The 18,026-nt window shown below is 68.3% G+C and carries 19 protein-coding genes; 9 read left to right on the forward strand and 10 right to left on the reverse strand.

Annotated features, from left to right (window positions below):
• Positions 1-187, reverse strand: a 187-nt coding sequence (locus H9Q09_RS22340; RefSeq protein WP_210315196.1) for a hypothetical protein, incomplete at its 3' end; no start/stop codon positions are given.
• A 288-nt stretch (positions 188-475) separates the two neighbouring features.
• On the opposite strand from H9Q09_RS22340, the gene ggt reads away from it, so the two are divergent.
• Positions 476-2,242 carry a gamma-glutamyltransferase gene (gene ggt / locus H9Q09_RS02715; protein WP_187389805.1) on the forward strand — a complete coding sequence of 589 codons (1,767 nt, stop codon included), beginning with the start codon at positions 476-478 and terminating at the stop codon, positions 2,240-2,242.
• A gap of 164 nt (positions 2,243-2,406) precedes the next feature.
• Here the strand turns inward: ggt and H9Q09_RS02720 are convergent, their stop codons facing one another.
• Positions 2,407-2,769 carry a hypothetical protein gene (locus H9Q09_RS02720; RefSeq protein WP_187389806.1) on the reverse strand — a complete coding sequence of 121 codons (363 nt, stop codon included), beginning with the start codon at positions 2,767-2,769 and terminating at the stop codon, positions 2,407-2,409.
• Here H9Q09_RS02720 and H9Q09_RS02725 point away from each other — a divergent pair.
• Entirely contained in the window at positions 2,762-4,159 is a 1,398-nt protein-coding gene (locus H9Q09_RS02725) for a hypothetical protein (RefSeq protein ID WP_187389807.1), read from the forward strand. The genes H9Q09_RS02720 and H9Q09_RS02725 overlap by 8 nt on opposite strands.
• Positions 4,160-4,278: 119 nt before the next feature.
• Here H9Q09_RS02725 and H9Q09_RS02730 read toward each other — a convergent pair whose 3' ends face one another.
• From H9Q09_RS02730 to H9Q09_RS02740, 3 genes are all read right to left on the reverse strand, one after another.
• Positions 4,279-4,953, reverse strand: coding sequence for a type 1 glutamine amidotransferase domain-containing protein (locus H9Q09_RS02730; RefSeq protein ID WP_187389808.1), 675 nt, complete (start codon positions 4,951-4,953; stop codon positions 4,279-4,281).
• Positions 4,954-4,980: 27 nt separating this feature from the next.
• Positions 4,981-6,012, reverse strand: a complete 1,032-nt coding sequence (locus H9Q09_RS02735; RefSeq protein WP_187389809.1) for an NADP-dependent oxidoreductase — start codon at positions 6,010-6,012, stop codon at positions 4,981-4,983.
• 288 nt (positions 6,013-6,300) lie between these two features.
• Complete coding sequence (locus H9Q09_RS02740) at positions 6,301-6,798, reverse strand: lactoylglutathione lyase family protein (protein ID WP_187389810.1); 498 nt, start codon at positions 6,796-6,798, stop codon at positions 6,301-6,303.
• 103 nt (positions 6,799-6,901) lie between these two features.
• Between H9Q09_RS02740 and H9Q09_RS02745 the strand changes: the two genes are divergently transcribed.
• Entirely contained in the window at positions 6,902-7,798 is an 897-nt protein-coding gene (locus H9Q09_RS02745; protein WP_187389811.1) for a LysR family transcriptional regulator, read from the forward strand.
• A 139-nt stretch (positions 7,799-7,937) separates the two neighbouring features.
• On the opposite strand, the gene H9Q09_RS02750 is transcribed toward H9Q09_RS02745, so the two are convergent.
• Positions 7,938-8,423, reverse strand: a complete 486-nt coding sequence (locus H9Q09_RS02750) for a MarR family winged helix-turn-helix transcriptional regulator (RefSeq protein ID WP_187389812.1) — start codon at positions 8,421-8,423, stop codon at positions 7,938-7,940.
• A 111-nt stretch (positions 8,424-8,534) separates the two neighbouring features.
• Complete coding sequence (gene pncB, locus H9Q09_RS02755) at positions 8,535-9,839, reverse strand: nicotinate phosphoribosyltransferase (RefSeq protein WP_024349695.1); 1,305 nt, start codon at positions 9,837-9,839, stop codon at positions 8,535-8,537.
• Between the two features lie 257 nt (positions 9,840-10,096).
• On the opposite strand from pncB, the gene H9Q09_RS02760 reads away from it, so the two are divergent.
• The 3 genes from H9Q09_RS02760 (at position 10,097) to H9Q09_RS02770 (ending at position 12,417) form a co-directional block, all read left to right on the forward strand.
• Positions 10,097-10,774, forward strand: a complete 678-nt coding sequence (locus H9Q09_RS02760) for a glutathione S-transferase family protein (protein WP_187389813.1) — start codon at positions 10,097-10,099, stop codon at positions 10,772-10,774.
• Between the two features lie 125 nt (positions 10,775-10,899).
• Positions 10,900-11,625, forward strand: a complete 726-nt coding sequence (locus tag H9Q09_RS02765; RefSeq protein ID WP_187389814.1) for a class I SAM-dependent methyltransferase — start codon at positions 10,900-10,902, stop codon at positions 11,623-11,625.
• A gap of 351 nt (positions 11,626-11,976) precedes the next feature.
• Positions 11,977-12,417 carry a MarR family transcriptional regulator gene (locus tag H9Q09_RS02770; RefSeq protein WP_187389815.1) on the forward strand — a complete coding sequence of 147 codons (441 nt, stop codon included), beginning with the start codon at positions 11,977-11,979 and terminating at the stop codon, positions 12,415-12,417.
• 10 nt (positions 12,418-12,427) lie between these two features.
• On the opposite strand, the gene H9Q09_RS02775 is transcribed toward H9Q09_RS02770, so the two are convergent.
• From H9Q09_RS02775 to H9Q09_RS02785, 3 genes are all read right to left on the reverse strand, one after another.
• Entirely contained in the window at positions 12,428-13,174 is a 747-nt protein-coding gene (locus H9Q09_RS02775; protein ID WP_187389816.1) for an endonuclease/exonuclease/phosphatase family protein, read from the reverse strand.
• Positions 13,155-14,471 (reverse strand): homoserine dehydrogenase, encoded by a 1,317-nt coding sequence (locus tag H9Q09_RS02780; protein WP_187389817.1) that lies wholly within the window; start codon positions 14,469-14,471, stop codon positions 13,155-13,157. Before H9Q09_RS02780 ends, H9Q09_RS02775 begins: the two co-directional genes overlap by 20 nt.
• Positions 14,472-14,585: 114 nt before the next feature.
• On the reverse strand, positions 14,586-15,140 hold the full coding sequence (locus H9Q09_RS02785; RefSeq protein WP_187389818.1) for a sugar transferase: 555 nt from the start codon (positions 15,138-15,140) through the stop codon (positions 14,586-14,588).
• A 118-nt stretch (positions 15,141-15,258) separates the two neighbouring features.
• Here H9Q09_RS02785 and H9Q09_RS02790 point away from each other — a divergent pair, with 118 nt between their 5' ends.
• The 3 genes from H9Q09_RS02790 (at position 15,259) to hemA (ending at position 17,999) form a co-directional block, all read left to right on the forward strand.
• Positions 15,259-16,185 (forward strand): NAD-dependent epimerase/dehydratase family protein, encoded by a 927-nt coding sequence (locus H9Q09_RS02790; protein WP_187389819.1) that lies wholly within the window; start codon positions 15,259-15,261, stop codon positions 16,183-16,185.
• A gap of 87 nt (positions 16,186-16,272) precedes the next feature.
• Positions 16,273-16,449, forward strand: coding sequence for a hypothetical protein (locus tag H9Q09_RS02795; RefSeq protein WP_169513617.1), 177 nt, complete (start codon positions 16,273-16,275; stop codon positions 16,447-16,449).
• A gap of 272 nt (positions 16,450-16,721) precedes the next feature.
• Positions 16,722-17,999, forward strand: a complete 1,278-nt coding sequence (gene hemA, locus H9Q09_RS02800) for a 5-aminolevulinate synthase (protein ID WP_024349687.1) — start codon at positions 16,722-16,724, stop codon at positions 17,997-17,999.
• Positions 18,000-18,026 lie beyond the last annotated feature (27 nt).

An 18,026-nucleotide genomic window follows, 5' to 3' on the forward strand; every position in this document is an offset into this window, starting at 1 on the left:
ATGACGAAAGGCGGGCGGCGAACCTTGCTCGGGCACGGTCTCCAACGACCAAGGATGACACGGTGCGCTGCCCGCCGATCAGCCTCTCCAATTGCAAGAGGCCGTCAACAGACAAGGATGACGCACGGTGGGATGATGGCGGCTTGCCGTCGACGTCTCCACCATCCTTCGACGGCGTCGCCTTCATTAGGCATTGCCTTCACCAGGCATCGCTGCGGTCGCCATCGCAGTCGGACACCAGGCACCGACATCCGCGATAAGGCACCCCATCAAACAAGGTCGTCATCCTCGGGCTTGACCCGAGGACCCATGCCAAATCGTGGCCATCGCTGCTGAGGTGTGGATACCGCCACCCCCTCGGACCTCACCCGCGCGCCACCGAACCGACGCCCCCACCGCGCGCCACCTCCCCAAACCCACCTTCCACCCCGCCCCGTCGCGCGCTAGCTTTCGGGATCATCGGGAGGATCGCGCCATGCGTCGTTTACCGCTTGCCGGGCTGTGGCTCGGCATCTGTCTTGCCATCACCGGATCTGCCGTCGCCCAGGAGCAGGCCTCCGATCGCGTCCAGCCGGAGATCGCGACCGAGGCGTCCGACAAGGCGCTGGTGCGGGCCGAGCGGCAGATGGTGGCGGCGGCCAATCCGCTGGCGGCAAAAGCCGGTCTCGCCATCCTGCGCGACGGCGGCAACGCCATCGACGCCATGGTGACGACGCAGCTCGTGCTCGGCCTGGTCGAGCCGCAATCCTCGGGGATAGGCGGCGGCGCCTTCCTGGTCTATTTCGACGCCGAGGCCGGCCGGCTCACCACCTTCGACGGCCGCGAGACCGCGCCGGCAGCAGCGACGCCGAAACTCTTCCTCGACGCGGCCGGCGAGCCGCTCGCCTTCTACGATGCCGTCGTCGGCGGCCGCTCGGTCGGTACGCCCGGCACGGTGCGGCTGCTGTTCGACACCCATGAGCGCTACGGCAAGCTTCCCTGGGCTACCGTCGTGCAGCCAGCGATCGACCTTGCCCGCAAGGGCTTCGCCGTCTCGCCCCGGCTCCACGAGCTGATCGCCGAGGATGCCGAGCGGCTGTCGCGCTATCCGGGCACCAAGGGCTATTTCTTCGGCGCCGACGGCGCAGCGTTGCCGGTCGGGAGCATCCTGACGAATGCCGCCTATGCCGACACGCTGGCGGCGATCGCCGAGAAGGGCGCCGACGGCTTCTACGAGGGCCCGGTCGCGCAGGGCATCGTCGATACGGTGCGCAACGCCGAGGGAAATCCCGGCGTGCTCGCGCTTGCCGACCTCGCCAGTTACGCCATTGTCGAGCGCGAGCCGGTCTGCGTCGTCTATCGCAGCGCCGATGTCTGCGGCATGGGGCCACCCTCCTCCGGCGCGCTGACTATCGGCCAGATCCTCGGCGTGCTGGCGCCCCACGACATGGCCGCCCTCGGGCCCGACAGCGCCGAAGCCTGGCGGCTGATAGGCGATGCCTCGCGCCTCGCCTTCGCCGATCGCGGCCGCTACATGGCCGACAGCGACTTCGTGCCGATGCCGCAACGGGGCCTGCTCGATCCCGATTATCTGGCCGGGCGCTCCGCGCTCCTGTCCGGCGATCGGGCGCTGGCGGACGATGCGGTTGCGCCCGGCATGCCGCCCTGGGACCATGCCATGCTGCTGGGCGACGACATCGCCATCGAGCTGCCGTCCACCAGCCATTTCGCCATCGTCGATCCGGACGGCAACGTCGTCTCCATGACGACGACCATCGAGAACGGCTTCGGATCGCGGCTGATGACCGGCGGCTTCCTGCTGAACAACGAACTGACCGACTTTTCCTTCGCCACCCATGACGCGGAGGGGCATGTCATCGCCAATGCGGTGGCGCCGGGCAAGCGGCCCCGTTCGTCCATGGCGCCGACGATCGTCATGCGCGACGGCGCGCCGGTGATCGCCATCGGCTCGCCCGGCGGCAGCCGCATCATCGGCTATGTGGCGCAGGCGCTGATCGCCGTGCTCGACTGGGAGATGGACGTGCAGCAGGCCATCGCCATGCCGCATCTGGTCAATCGCTTCGGCACCTTCGATATCGAGGCCGACACCAGCGCCACGGCACTGGCCGCCCCGCTGCGCGATCTCGGCTTCGAGGTGAACGAGACCGATCTCGATTCCGGCCTGCACGGCATCGTCATCACGGCGGACGGGCTGGAAGGCGGGGCCGACCCGCGCCGCGAGGGCGTGGCGGTCGGCGACTGAGGTTTCACGGGCCGGGCGGCACCGACGCGCCCGGTTCGGCGGGCCGTCAGCCGGGCTGAGTTTTCCATTGGCCGGCCTTCCGCAAGTCTGGTAAAACCCAGCCGTTCGCTCCAATAGGAAACGCGTCGACCATGACGCCCCTGCGCCGGCTTGCAGCCATCCTGTCACTGGATGTCGAAGGCTTTTCCGGTCTGGTCGAGGCTGACGAAACCGCAGCCCTCGCCGCGGTCGAACGCGCCTACAAGCGGTTCGTGCGCCCCACCGTCGGCGAGTTCGGCGGCGACATCTTCAAGACCAGCGGCGACGGCGTGCTCATCGAATTCGGCAGCGCCGTGAACGCCGTCCAGTGGGCGGCGCGCTTCCAGCGAGCGCTGCTTGCCGACCGCCAGGAGCACAGGCGGGCGCTGCCGGTGCGGATCGGCATCGTCATCGGCGACGTCGTCGTCACCGAGCACGACCGCTTCGGCGAAGGCGTGGTACCTGGCAACCCGCGTGCAGCAGATCTCGCCGGCCGGTGGCATGGCCATCAGCCGCGGCGTGTTCGAGTATCTGCAGGGCAAGACCGATCTCTATTTCACCGGCATCGGCCCTTGCGAACTGAAGGGCTATGCCCGGCACGAGCCGATCTGGGTGTGGACGCCCAAGGTGATCAGCGCCAGCCGGGCGCGCCGCATCGCGGTCCCCGATCCGCACACCCAGCCGTCGGTGGCCGTCATGCCCTTCGACAATCTCAGCGGCGATCCGGGACGCGACAATTTCATCGACGGCATGGTGGAGGAGGTCACCGCGAGCCTCGCCCGGGTCCGCGAGTTCCTGGTCATCGCCCGCCAGTCGGCCGCCACCTACCGGGGCAAGTCGCTCGGAGCGAAGGAGATCGCCGCCGAACTCGGCGTGCGCTACATCCTGCAGGGCAGCGTGCGCTTTTCCGACCGGCGCATGCGCGTGTTGCTGAATCTGGTGGATGGCGAGACCGCGCTGCAGATCTGGAGCGAACGGATCGACGCGGAGATCGACGATCTCTTCCAGGTCCAGGACTACATCGCCGAGACCGTCTCCGGCGCCCTGCATCCGACGATCCGCCGCGCCGAGATCGAACGCGCCCGCCGCCGGCCGCCGGACAATCTCGTCGCCTACGACCTCGTCATGCGGGCGCTGCCGCATTTGTGGGCGCATCGCCACGACGAGAACGACCTCGCCATCGGACTGATCGACGAGGCCCTGGCGCTGGAGCCAAACAACGGACGCGCGGCGGCGATCGGCGCCTGGGCGCATGCCCAGCACATCGCCTATAGCTGGGCGAACGATATCGGCGAGCAGCGAACCCGCGGACGGGCGCTTCTGGACCGCACGCCGGGCCGCATCGACGACGACCCGCTGGCCCTCACCGCCGTGGCCACCGCCACCATGCTGATCGAGGCGGACCTGGAGCGGGCGAACGCGCTGTTGGACCGGGCGCTGGATCTCGACGTCAATCACGCCTGGGCCTGGACGCGGCGGGGCTTCGCCCGCGTCTATGCCGGCCAGCCGGACGATGCCTTCGCCTGTTTCGAGCGGTCGCTGCGCCTGTCGCCCCTCGACCCGTTCGCCTTCAACTCGTTCATCGGCATCGGCCTAGCGCATTTCGCCTCCGACCGGCCCGAGGAAGCTGCCCGCTGGACGCGGCGGGCGCTGGCGGAAAAGCCGGGCATGACCTGGCCGCATCGGGATCTGGCGGCCTTTCTCGGCGCCTGCGGTCAGGAGACGGATGCGCGCCTGGCGCTGGACCGCTTCACCGCCAGCCGTGCCGCCACGAGCATCGCGACCGTGCGCGATGCGCTGCGCTTCATGAACGGGGCGCTTCTCGATCGCTATTGCGCGGGGCTTGCGGCCGCGGGACTGGACGAACGTCAGGATATCGGGCTGCGCGCCGCGACGTGACCTGTGCCTTCCGGTCGGCGGGCGACTCAACAGCTGCAGACAGCAAAAGGCGGAGGCAACCGGGGCTGCCTCCGCCTTGCTTCAACGTTTCGAAGCGCTGGAGGGCGCTCCCTTCAGGCTCAGAGGAAGGTCAGCAGCTTGCGCGCGGCTTCTTCCGAGGAGGCCGGGTTCTGGCCGGTGACCAGCTTGCCGTCGGTGACCACGAAGGATGCCCAGTCGTCGCCCTTCTGATACTCGCCGCCATTGGCGGTCAGCATGTCCTGGACGAGGAACGGCACGACGTCGGTCAGGCCGACGCCCTCTTCCTCGGTGTTGGTGAAGCCGGTCACGGTGCGGCCCGCGACCAGCGGCTTGCCGTCGGCGGTCTGGGTGTGACGGAAGACGGCCGGCGCGTGGCAGACCGCGCCCACCGGACGGTCGCTTCGTGCGAAGGTCTCGATCAGCCGGCGGCTGTCGGCGTCCTCGGCAAGATCCCAGAGTGGGCCGTGGCCGCCGGGAAAGAAGATCGCGTCGAAACCGTCGGCATCGACCGAGGAGAGGACCTGGGTGCTCGCCAGATCCTGCTGCGCCGCCTTGTCGAGCTTGAAGCGCTTGGTCGCGTCGGTCTGCGCGTCCTCGGAATCGCTCATCGGATCGAGCGGCGGCTGGCCGCCCTTCGGCGAGGCCAGCGCGACGTCGGCGCCGGCGTCCTTGAAGACGTAATAGGGCGCGGCGAATTCCTCGAGCCAGAAGCCGGTCTTCTTGCCGGTATCGCCGAGCTGGTCATGCGACGTCAGAACCATCAGAATTTTCATGGTTGGTACCCTTCGAATGTGTCGGTTTCAGTCAGCGAGGTGGATGACGCGCTTGCCGAACGCTTCACCCTTCAGGAGGCCAATGAACGCGCCCGTCGCCTGTTCCAGCCCGGAGATCATCTCCTCGCGGTAGCGGATATTCCCGTCCTTCACCCAGGCGCCCATCTGTTCGGCGAATTGCGGGTAGAGATGACCGAAATCGTCGAAGACGATGAAGCCGCGCATGGTCATGCGCTTGCGCAGGATCTGGCCCATCAGATAGTTCATCCGGTCCGGGCCGTCGGGCAGCGAGGTGGCGTTGTACTGGGAGATCAGGCCGCACACCGGGATGCGGGCCGAGGGGTTGAGCAGCGGCAGCACCGCATCGAAGACCGCCCCGCCGACATTCTCGAAATAGATGTCGATGCCGTCTGGCGCGGCCTGCTTCAGGGCGTCGGCGAAGCCGTCGGCCTTGTAGTCGACGCAGGTGTCGAAGCCGAGCGTCTCCACCACATGGGCGCATTTCTCTGCTCCGCCGGCAATTCCGACGACGCGGCAGCCGAGGATCTTGCCGATCTGCCCGACGGTGGCGCCGACCGGGCCGCTGGCCCCGGCGACGACCAGCGTCTCGCCCGGGTTCGGGGCGCCGATCTGCGTCAGGCCGGCCCATGCGGTCAGGCCCGGCATGCCGAGGACGCCGAGCGCCCAGGACGGGTTCTCAGGGTTCTTGCCCATGTTGATGACGCCCTTGCCGTCGGACAGGGCGTAATCCTGCCAGCCGCCGAAGGCGACCACCCAGTCACCCTCGGCAAAGCCGTCGACATTCGAGGCGGCGACCTGCGCGACGGTGCCGCCCACCATGACCTCGCCGATCTCCACCGGGGCGGCATAGGACGGCGCGTCGCTCATGCGGCCGCGCATATAGGGGTCGAGGGACAGGTATTCGTTGCGCAGGAGCATCTGCCCGGCGCCGGCTTCCGGCCGTTCGACCGTTTCCAGGCGCAGCGTGTCGTCGTTCGGCTCGCCCTTCGGGCGTTCGGCCAGCACATAGCGGCGATTGACTTCGGTCGACTGGGTCATGGTGTCCTTCCGGATGAGATGGGCCGGTCGGGGCTCTCGCCCGCGACCGCCGACGACAACGGCCGACGGTGGCGAACCACGGCGTCGGCCGGCATCGGCAATGTCGGTCGGGACGTCTGGCGTCCCGGGATGCGCCTAAGCTGTGGTCCCGATCGTCGAATGCAATCCCGACGCACCGTTCATCAGCAGGCGGAAAGGCACGCGGTTAGCGGCCCAAAACGGCACAGGCCGGCACCGCCTGAGACGATGCCGGCCTGCTCGTGCCGTGCGGACCAGAGTTTCGCCGGATCAGGCGTAGGCACCCGCCGAATAGGTCAGCTCGTAGCTGTGGCTGTAGATCTCGAAGACGATGCCGAAGGGGTCCTCGACATAGACCATCCGATAGGGCTTCTCGCCGGGGAAATATTCGCGCACCGGCATGCGCTGGCGACCGCCCGCCGCGACAATCTTCGCCAGAAGCCCCTCCAGATCGGGGTCCTGGATGGCGAAATGGAACATGCCATGCCGGCCGAACGGCAGATTGTCGTCGGGCGCCTCGTTGCCGTCGAACTCGAACAGCTCGAAGCCGATGCGGTCGGCCGTCGCCAGGTGGGCGATGCGCAGCGACCGCCAGCCGGGGCCGAAGACGTCGGTGCACATCTGGCCGATGTCGCTGTCGTCCTCGGTCACCATGGTCGGCGCCATGATCGTGTAAAAGCCCATGACCTCCGTGTAGAATGTCACGGCCGCGTCGAGGTCGGGGACGGACAGACCGATATGGGAAAAGCTGCGGGGTGTCGGGAGCATCGTGCGATCCTTCACTGGAATTGACTGATCCCGAGATAGGCCTTTGCTGTCCTTGCGTGAAATTATCGTTTGAACGCTTTTCCATAACATTTCACATTGAACCATGCTGAACGCCCAATGGCTCGAGACCTTCACCACGCTTTGCGAGACCGGCCATTTCACCCGGGCCGCCAGCCGGCTCGCCATGACCCAGCCGGGCGTGTCCCAGCATCTGCGCAAGCTGGAAGAGCAGCTCGGCCAGAGGCTGATCACCCGTGACGGCAAGAGCTTCAGCCTGACCCCGGCGGGCGAGGCCGTCTTGGCCATGGGACGCGCGCGGCGGGCCGAGGAACAGGCCTTGCGCGCGGCCATCCTGCGCGACGATGCCGATGTCGGCGCGGTGGCGATCGCCTGTTCGGGCAGCTTCGCCATGCGGCTCTTCCCGCAGATCCTGCCGCGCATGGCAGCGGCGCCGCAACTGACGATCCGGCTGGAGGCCGCCCCCCAGGAGCGGGTGCTGGCGGGCGTTGCCGACGGCGCCTTCGATCTCGGCATCGTCGATCATCCGCCGGGCCATGCGCGCCTCGCCGCGGAGCATCTGGGCCGCGAGGAGCTCTGCCTCGTCCTGCCGGCGGCCACGGAGGACGGTCCCGTCAGTTTCGCCGATCTGGACGCACGCGGCTTCATCGCCCATCCCGACGGCTTCGCCTATGCCGACGAATTGTTCGCGCTGAACTTTCCGGAGGCCTTCAAGGGCGCCGATCGCCTCAAGGTCCGGGCGCATGTGAACCAGATCAACCAGATCCCCGCGCCGGTCGCGGCCGGCATCGGCTACACGCTTCTGCCGCGTAGCGGCGTCGAGGCCTATCCCGGCCGCGACAGGCTGCGCATCGTGACGCTGCCGCAGCCCCGCCACCACGATCTATGGCTGATCCAGCGCCGCGGCCGGGTGCTGCCGGCGCGGGTCGATGCGGTCGCCGGCCAGATCCGGGCGACCGCCGCCAGCCTCTCGGGCGGCTGACGCGCAGCCTGGACAGAGGCGTCCTTGGTGTCGGTGCAGCGCCGGCCGGTGTCCCCCGTTGCAGGCACCGCCGGCTGTGCCATGCCGGCCCCGGCCTCCGCTTCGGCGTCTTACGCCTGGGTCTGTCCGGAGGAGGCGGTCATGCGTCTGCCTTGGCGGGTTCGCACGGCGCATCGCTGCCGCTGTCTCCCGCCTCGCATGTGGAGAGATTGCCGATCACGATCGCCAGCGCATCGGCAAGGGTGCGGCGCTCGGCCTCCGACAGGCCGTCCTGCGCGTCCTCGAAGACCCGCGCCGCGCGGCTGCGCATCGGCTCCATCAGCTCGCGGCACTTCTCGGTGGTGAAGAGCTGGCGCGCCCGCCGGTCCTTCGGGTCCTGCCGGCGTTCCACGAGACCTGCGGCGACCATTCGGTCGACATGCCGGCACACGGTCATCGGCTCGAGTTCCAGGAGCGCGGCCAGCGCCGACTGCCCGATGCCCTCGTTCTTGGAGAGACGGGCAACGATGTGGAGCTGCGCCGAGGTCATGGCGATATCGCGGCTTTCCTGCTCGAAGCGGCGGCGAATGAGGCGCGCGGCGTCGATCAGCAGGAAGCCGAGGCTGGGGGCTGATGGGTCTGTCATGGATGCGGTCTAATAACCTTGCTTATGATAAGCAATTCATAGCACGGCCGTCGACACGGATTTTCCCGCCGCCATCGGCGACAGGGTTATCGACCGGTCATGACGACCTGTTCAGACCGCCAGCGCCCGCTCGGCATAGGCGGCTTCACCGAACACCCGGTGGTAGCGCGCCACCGCCTCGGGATCGCCGCTGGTCTTGGCGGGATTGTCGGAGAGCTTCACCGCCGGCCGGCCATTGGCGGAGGTCACCTTGCACACCAGCGAGATCGGGTCGAGCCCGGTGCTCGGCTCGGGCGAGGCGCCGCGGAAATCGTTGGTCAGATTGGTGCCCCAGCCGAAGCTCATGCGCACCCGGCCCTCGAAATGCCGGTAGGTCCGCTCGATCGTGTCGGAATCCATGCCGTCCGAGAACACCAGCAGCTTGTCCTTCGGGTCCTGCCCCATGCGCTTCCACCAGGCGATGATCTCCTCGCCGCCCTCGATGGGGGGCGCGGAATCCGGCCTGAAGCCGGTCCAGGACGCCAGCCACTCCGGCGCATTCTGCAGGAAGGCGGAGGTGCCGAAGGTATCGGGCAGGACGATCAGCAGGTTGCCGCCATAGTAGCTCTGCCACTCGCGCAGCACCTCGTAGGGCGCCTGGCGCAGTTCGGCGTCGCTGCCCGCGAGCGCCCCCATCACCATGGGCAGTTCATGGGCGTTGGTGCCGATGGCCTCCAGATCCGTTTCCATGGCCAGGAGCACGTTGGAGGAGCCGAGGAAGCGGTCGCCGAGCCCTTCCTTCAGGGCCTCCACGCACCAGCGCTGCCACAGGAAGGAGTGCCGCCGGCGCGTGCCGAAATCGGAAATGCGCAGATTCGGCAGGGCCTGCAAGCGCTCGACCTTGCCCCACATCTTGGCCTTGGCGCGGGCATAGAGCACGTCGAGCTCGAAGCGGCCGAGATCCTTCATCGCGGCGCGGGAGCGCAGCTCGTTGATGATCGCCAGCGCCGGGATCTCCCACATCATGGTGTGGGTCCAGGGACCGTGGAAATCCAGCTCGAACTGGCCGTCGACCCGGCGCAGCTCGTATTCGGGCAGACGAAAATCCTCCAGCCATTCGAGGAAGTCCGGCCGGAAGATCTGCCGCGTCCCGTAGAAGGTATTGCCGGCGAGCCAGATCATCTCCCGCTTGGTGAAGGAGAGCGTGCGCACATAGTCAAGATTCTCGCGCAGCTCCTGCTCGTCGACGATCTCGGCGAGGCGCACATGCTTCGACCGGTTGTTCAGCGAGAAGGTCGCCTGCACGTCCGGGTGCTGTCCCCGGATCATCTGCAGCATCAGGAGCTTGTAGAAATCCGTGTCGAGCAGACTGCGCACGATCGGGTCGAGCTTGAACGTGTGGCTCCAGACCCGGGTTGCGATATCCGTGGCCACCATGCCGGCCTCCTCAAAGTTCCCGGATGCCGCCGCCCATGCCTGCGGCACCCCCTCCGTGCGGGTCCATCGCCAAGCCGTTACATGACTTGCCCATCGGGATAAAGCGTGCGGATGAAGCGCGTACGGTCCGGCCGATCGCCGGCAACAGGCCGGCATCGCGTCGGCGGCCATCGATGAACGCAGCGTCGTCCTTGCCTTCGGCCCCCTCTGTCACAGCATATGCGGTCGACAATCTGCCAATGGGGGACCTCGCACAGATGCTGAAATTCTACTTCCACCCGACGCCGAACCCGATGAAGGTCGCGCTCTTCCTCAAGGAAGCCGGCCTCGATTTCGAGCTTGCGCCGGTCGACACGCTGAAGGGCGAACAGCACGAGGCCGCGTTCCGCAAGATCAATCCCAACGGCAAGCTGCCGGCGATCGAGGACGACGGCAAGCGGGTCTTCGATTCCAACGCCATCCTGCTCTATCTCGCCGACAAGCACGGCAAGTTCGCCGGCAAGGCCGAGGATCGCGGCGAGCTCCTGTCCTGGCTGATGTTCATCGCCACCGGTGTCGGCCCCTACTCCGGCCAGTCGGTGCATTTCCGCACGGTCGGCAAGGACAAGTCCGACTATGCCGCCAACCGCTATCTGCGCGAGGCCCAGCGGCACTACCAGGTGCTGGACGACCATCTGGCCGGCCGCGAATTCTTCGTCGACGACGACTACACCATCGTCGATATGGCGGCCTGGGGCTGGATCGACCGCGCGAAGATGGTGCTGGGCGAAGGCGAACTCGCCAATTACCCGAACCTGTCGCGCTGGTTCGCGGCCATCGACGCCCGGCCGGCCGTGGCCGAGGCCCGCAAGGTCGGCAGCGATGTCGGCTTCAAGTCGGAGCGCGACGAAGCCGCCCTGCGGGCGCTGTTCCCGCAGAACTACCCGGCCGGCTGATCCGGTCCGCCGGAGCGCCCCGGCGCTCCGGCCCTTGCTCGCCGGCCCTTGTTCGCCGGCTGTTGGCCGCTATCGTCGCGCCGGGGTGGGAATCGTCCTGTCCCCGCATGCTGCAGGAACCGGCCATGAGCGATCCGAAGACCATCCAGAGCGCCCTGAACACCGCCTTCGCGGCCGGCGACACCGCCGCCGTCATCGGCGAGGTGCTGGCAGGGGAAGCCGCCGGCTCGGTGCTCGACATCGGCTGTGGACGCGGCGCGCTCGCCCGCAGCCTCGTCAAGCGCGGCTTCGCGGTGACGGGGATCGATCCCAGCGAGGCGGCCATCGCCGCGGCCCGCGACAGCGTTCCGGAGGCCCGTTTCGACGTGGCGGCCGCCGAAGTCCTTCCCTTCGACGATTCCAGCTTCGATGCCGCCGTGATCCTCAATGCCCTGCACCACGTGCCGGTCGCCGCCATGACGACGGCGCTTGCGGAAGCTGCGCGCGTGACGAAGCCGGCCGGCACGGTGCTGATCGTCGAGCCCTTGGCCGAAGGTCCTTATTTCGAGGCGATGCGCCCGGTCGAGGACGAGAGCGAGATTCGCGAGGCGGCCGGTGTCGCAGTGGCGGATGCGGTGCGCAACGGTGGCTTCGTCCTGCGGGGCAACGTCGTCTATCAGCGCAGCGAACGCTTCCGCGACGTCGCCCAGTTCATCGAGCGGCTGGAAGCCGTCGATCCGCTGCGCGCGGCTGCCGTTGCGGACAATCGCAGCACGGTGGAAGCCCGCTTCGAGGCTGAAGCCGAGACCGAGGACGGCATGCGCGTCCTCGCCCAGCCGCTCCGCGTCTACTGGCTGCGCACGCCCGGCTGATGCCGCGAGGGCGGCCGATCCCGTCATGCGCACCGGCCGACAGGGCCGTCCTCAATCTCGCCGGATTGAGCAGGCACATCTGCGGGCAGTCGGGCCGCAGCCGTCACCGATGCGGGCGGCCCATGAGGCCATTCCATGCACGACAGGACGCACGGCATGTGTCCGAAACCAAGTCCCGCCACGATCTGACGCATGAGATACTTACAATTCTAAATAGTTCCTGCACGGCTTCTTAGGACTGCAAGCAGGCATGATTGGATAAACTTCGTCGATCCTCATATATGCACGCCCAGCAAGGTTCGATGCAGGCAGGCATGCGGACGGGGTTCTCAGGAAGACAGCGGAATTTCGATGATACCCACGACGGATCTGGCCAGCCAGCTGGAGCAGATTGCCCGGCGTCTTCACTCGCAGGGATACGCGTCCAAGCTGTTCCCGGCGCAATGGGCGGCCCTGCGCTACATCCACTCCGCGCCCGTGCCGCTGCGCACGGCCATCGATCTCGCCCGCTTCCAGGGTCTTGCCTCAGGCGCCGTGGCCCGCACCGTGCGCACGCTGATCACCAAGGGCTACGTCACCAAGCTGGGCAGCGTCGGACGCGGCCGCGCCGAGGAACTGGGCCTGACCGACCGCGGTCGCGCGCTGCTCAAGAAAGACCCGCTTCAGCGCATCTGCGAGGCCCTCGAGCCGCTTGACGAAGACAGCCGCAAGTGCCTTGCCGAAGGTCTCGACATCGTCATCCGCTCGACCCGCCCCGATCAGGCGGCGGACAAGACCGAGCCGACCGGCTAGCCCCGCGCCTTCAGACCCCCTCCGGCCAGGCGAGATCCGCCGTGACCGCCAGATGATCCGAGGCGGGCCGCGAGGCGTGGCCCGGTCCATGCGTGACCAGCGAGAACCCTTCCGAGGCGTAGATCCGGTCCAGCCGGAGCATCGGCCAGCGCGCCGGAAACGAGCGCGGCGCGGTGTGCACCGGCAGCCGCGGCGCCAGCGCGCCATGCAGCGCGCCCCCCAGCCTCAGATCGTTGCCATCCCCCATCGCCAGCGTCGGCACGTCCCGCGCGTCGACACGCTCGGCGAGGAACTGCGCCTGCGCCCGCCGCTGGCGCCGCAGCAGACCGAGATGGAAGGCCAGCACCCGCAGGTGCCCCGACGGCGCGGCGATCACGGCCTCGATGGCGGCGCGCGGCTCGACCCCGGGCTCGGGCAGCGCATGGATTGTCGCGCTGACGATCGGCCAGCGCGACCACAGCAGATGGCCGTAGTCGCGATCCTCGCGCGGGACGGTGCGCGCCTCGACGATCTGCGATCCCGCCGTCTTCAGAAGCTCCAGCCCCAGGGTCTCGAAGGCGCGCTGCCGGCGGCCGAGATGCGAGCGGCCGTCGACCTCCTGCAGCGCCAGGATATCCGGGCCGAGCCGCGCGATGGTCGCAAGGGTGCGCTCCGGGTCGCAGCGGCGATCGGCGCCGATCGAGCCGTGGCAGTTCCAGGTGACCGCCCGGATGACGCCGCGTTCGGCGATTTCCGGTTCAGGCTGCGAAGCGGCCATCGGCAACATCGAGTTCGGCCCGCATCCGGGTGACGAGCAGGCTCTCGTCGGGGGCGCAATTGTCGTGGGTCAGAAGCTCGCCGGCCCTGATCGGCTGCACCACCTTCGCCTTTTCGACGAGCCCGATCGGCAGCGCCCGGCGCGTGCGCCCGTCCTGCCAGGTCATGGCATAGCCGCGATAGTCGGCCTCGCCGATCCGCCCGAGCGTCTCGCCGGGCGCCAGGTCGCGCTTGGCCAGCGCGCCGCACTCGCCGACGGGCCGGTCGATCGGCACCATGTCGGGCCGCTGGTGGATCACCGCGCGCACCGCCGAGAGCGGGGTCTCCAGGCTGGTCAGGTGGAAGGGCCGGATCAGGCCGAAACAGGGGCCGGGACCGACCTTCAGATCGGCCATGCGCTCGATGGCGCGGGGATGGCGCGGCTTGACCACGCAGAAGACGCCGGGGGCCACGCCCTTGCCGATCGTGTAGTCGACGCAACCCGACCGCGACAGGATCCCGCCATCCTCGGTGGTGCAGAGCACCTGCCCCAGATTCTCGCTGGTCGCTTCGGGTCCGTGCATGCCCGCAACGTCCGGCGTCAGGCCGGTGCAATTGGCGATGGCGGTCATCTCGACCATGGTCTTGGAGCCGTCGATGAACTCGACCAGCATGCGGGCATTCATGTTCCGCGCGCGGGCCTCCTCCTCGTATTCCTCGGGGATGGCGGAATGGCGCAGCGGGTTGTTCTTGCCCTTGCCCGCCGCGACGATCTCCATGCCGAGGCTCTGGGCGAAGGCGATGAGTTCCAGCGTCGAGGCCGGCTCGTCGCCGGCCGACCCCGTATACACGAGGCCGGCTTCCTTCGCCTTGCGGGCCAGGAGGCGGCCGACGGTGATGTCCGCCTCGACATTCAGCATGACGATATGCTTGCCGTTGCGGATCGCCTCCAGCGCGAGGAAGGTGCCCACTTCCGGGCTGCCCGTCGCGTCGACGACCACGTCGATGCGCCCGGCTGCGCAGAGTGCGCCGAGATCGTCGGTGACGGCGATGCGGCCCGCCTCGATGGTCCGGTCGATGTCGGAGGCGCTCGCGGCAAAGCTGCCATGGTCGGCGGAATGGCCCGCCATGGCGATCGCTTCGGTCGGACGGCGCGGGCTGTTGGCGGCGATCGCCCCGATCCGCACACCGGTCATCAGCGCCACCTGCACGACGATGTCCGTGCCCATCTGGCCGGCACCGGCGAGACCGATGGTCACCGGACCATGCCGGTCGGTATAGGCGGCGAGTTCGGCGGCGAAGCCGACGCGTTCGATCATGGAGCTGGCATCCTCGGATTGCTGGTGACGCGCATGCGGCGGGACGGATTGGAGCCCTCCCCGCTCCGCGCCGGACACCTAGCGGATTTCAGCGTGGTTGTAAGCCGCCCGGCCTCAGCCGCGCACCCGGTCGCCGCGACCGCCGCCGGCCACCGTCTGCAGGATCAGCTTCAGATCGCCGAGGAAGCTGCGGTTGTTCACATAGTGCGCGTCGATCTCGGCGAGGCGCACCGGGTCGGACATGTCGACACCCTGCACCTGCGCTTCCCCGGTGATGCCGGGGCGCACCGCGAGGACGCCGCGCCGGCCGCGTTCCTCGATCAGGACGGTCTGCGACGGCAGGCAGGGCCGCGGGCCGACAAAGCTCATCTCGCCCTTCAAGACGTTCCAGAGCTGCGGCAACTCGTCGAGTTTCAGGGCGCGCAGCTTGCGACCCAGCCCGGTCACCGCCGAGGCCGGCGTCTCGTGCGAGGCGGCCGACACGGTGGTCCGGTGCATGGTGCGCAGCTTGTAGCAGGTGAAGACCGCGCCATCGCGGCCGACCCGCGGCTGGGCATAGATGCCGGGGCCGTCGCTGTCCCGCTTCACCAGGATCGCGAGAAGGCCGATCAGCCAGCCCAGACAGACAAGGCCGACGAGGCTGGCGGTGAAATCGAAGAGGCGCTTCATGGCCCTTCCGCTACAGCATCGTCCGCGATTGGCAAATCGCTTTTCGCCGCGCCGGCGTTGCGCATGGGCCGCGGCTTCGCCAGAACCGCTTCGAACGGTTCCACGGAGTGTCCTCGTCTTGCGCATCCTTCTGACAGGCAGCAGCGGTTTCGTCGGGCAGCGCCTGACGGCCGCGCTCGCGGCGGACGGCCACAACATCGTCCTCCTGCGCCGCGGCGGGCCGGCCAGCGATGGCGTCTTTGCGGCGCCGGCCAACCTTGCCGACATCGAGACGGCGGCGAACTGGCCCCGTGGCATCGACGCCGTCGCGCATCTCGCCGCCGCCAATCCCGAGCGGGGCACGGCCGACGCCGTCGATGCCGCGGCCCTTGCGGCGGTCAATCGCGACGGCACCGCCGCGCTGGCGCGCCGCGCAGCGCGCGAGGGTGTCCGGCGGATGGTCTTCGTCAGCACGGCGAATGTCCACGCGGCCTCCCCCGACCCGGTCGACGAGACATCCCCGATCGCACCGCAGAGCGCCTATGCGCGCTCCAAGCATGAGGGCGAGCGTGCCTTCTGGCAGGCGCTCTCAAGCAGTGCGACCACGGGTTGCGTGCTGCGACCGGTGCCGGTGTTCGGCCCCGGCGGGCGGGGTGGCATCGCCGCGCTGGCGAAACTGGCCCGCACGCCGGCTCCGCTGCCGCTGGGCGGCTTTGCCGCGCCCCGCAGCCTCGTGGCTGTCGACGATCTCGTGCAGGCGGTCGTGCTGGCGCTCACCGCGGAACAGGCCGCCGGCGAGACCTTTCTCGTCGCCAGCGATCCGCCGCTGTCGACCGCTGCGATCGTGACGGCCCTCCGCGCCGGGCTCGGTCGCCCCCCTCGCCTGATCCGGGTGCCGCCCGCCTTGCTGCGAAAGCTCGCGGGCCTGGCCGGGCGCGAGGCGATGGTGGCGACCCTCGACACGCCCTTCATCGTGGATGCCGGGCATCTGCGACACACGCTCGGCTGGGCGCCGGCCCGGTCGACGCAGGACGCGCTTGCCGCCATGACGACTGACGCGCGCTGAGGCCGCCGACGGAACCGTCACGCCGCAGATCGATTGACCAAGCCAGCCTGCCGATCGCCGCAACGATCGCGAACAAGGTGCAGACAGATGAGCCAGGACGACACCGGAAGCCCTCCGCCCAAACTCAGCCGGCAGGAACGGCTGGAGGCGCAATTGCGGGAGAATTTGCGCAAGCGCAAGGAACAGGCCCGCGCCCGCCGGCAGAGTGCGCAAGCATCGCAGACGGACGACAACGCGGACCCGGCAGGAGCGGGCGACGACTGACCGGGGCCCGCCGATCCGGTCACCACACAAGCGCGACGGCACGGTCGGCAGAGGCGGCGTTATCGGCTCGCCCTGCGACATTTCCGCTGGGCCGCAAAACCGCCGGGCATCGCGCCGCTGCGATCCCCATCTGCGCAGCGGCGGCGAAGTCCCTGTTCGCGCTTCGCTTCCCGGCAAAACGACAATTGAACGCATGGTGCCCGAATGCCCGGCCGAAGATGGACTTTGACTGGAACGGCTCTTAGAAAGGTTCTGACAAGGAGTATGGGATGATCGATTATCAGGGCCAGTTCGAGTCTGCGATCGAGGCTTTGCATGCCGAGAAACGCTATCGGGTCTTTGCCGATCTCGAGCGCATTGCCGGCCGGTTTCCGAAGGCCATCTGGCGCCATGACGGCGAAGCCACCGAGATCACCGTGTGGTGCTCCAACGACTATCTCGGCATGGGCCAGCACGCGGATGTCATCTCGGCGATGACCTCGACGGTCTCGGCCATGGGTTCGGGTGCCGGCGGCACCCGCAACATTTCCGGCACCAACCACCCGTTGGTGGAACTGGAGAAGGAACTGGCGGATCTGCACGGCAAGGAAGCCGCGCTGGTCTTCACCTCCGGCTTCGTCTCCAACGAGGCGTCGATCTCGACCATCGCCAAGCTGCTGCCCGACTGCCTGATCCTCTCCGACGAGCTGAACCACGCCTCGATGATCGAGGGCGTGCGCAAGTCCGGCGTCAAGAAGCAGGTGTTCCGCCACAACGACCTCGCCCATCTGGAAGAGCTCCTGAAGGCGGCCGAGCCGAACCGGCCGAAGCTGATCGTCTTCGAGAGCGTCTATTCCATGGATGGCGACATCGCGCCGATCGCCGAGATCGCCGATCTGGCCGAGCGCTACAACGCCATGACCTATATCGACGAGGTCCATGCGGTCGGCATGTATGGCGCGCGCGGCGGCGGCATCTGCGAGCGCGACGACGTCGCGCACCGGATCGACGTCATCGAGGGCACGCTGGCCAAGGCCTTCGGCGTCCTCGGCGGCTACATCACCGGCACCCGGGCGCTGATCGACGCGGTCCGCTCCTATGCGCCGGGCTTCATCTTCACCACCGCCCTGCCGCCGGCGCTTGCCGCCGCGGCGGTCGCCTCCATCCGCCACCTGAAGACCAGCCAGGCCGAGCGCGACGCGCAGCAGCGCCAGGCGGCGCAGGCGAAGCTGGTGTTCGGCGAGGCCGACCTGCCGGTGATGCCGTCCGAGACCCACATCGTGCCGGTGCTCGTCGGCGACCCGGACCTGTGCAAGAAGGCCAGCGACCACCTCCTCCACGCCCACGGCATCTACATCCAGCCGATCAACTACCCCACCGTGCCGCGTGGTACCGAGCGTCTGCGCATCACGCCGACGCCGCTGCACGACGACGCGCTGATCGACACGCTGAAGGACGCTCTGGTCGAGACCTGGAACGCCATCGGCATCCCCTTCGCCAGCCAGCAGCCGGCCCAGGCCGAGCGGTCCACCAAGGTGACCCCGCTCGTCGTGTCGCAGGCCGGCGGCTGACACGTCCCACACCGGCCGCGCTTGCCG

The sequence above is a fragment of the Aurantimonas sp. DM33-3 genome, from assembly GCF_014334315.1.
Taxonomy (GTDB): Bacteria; Pseudomonadota; Alphaproteobacteria; order Rhizobiales; family Rhizobiaceae; genus Aurantimonas; species Aurantimonas coralicida.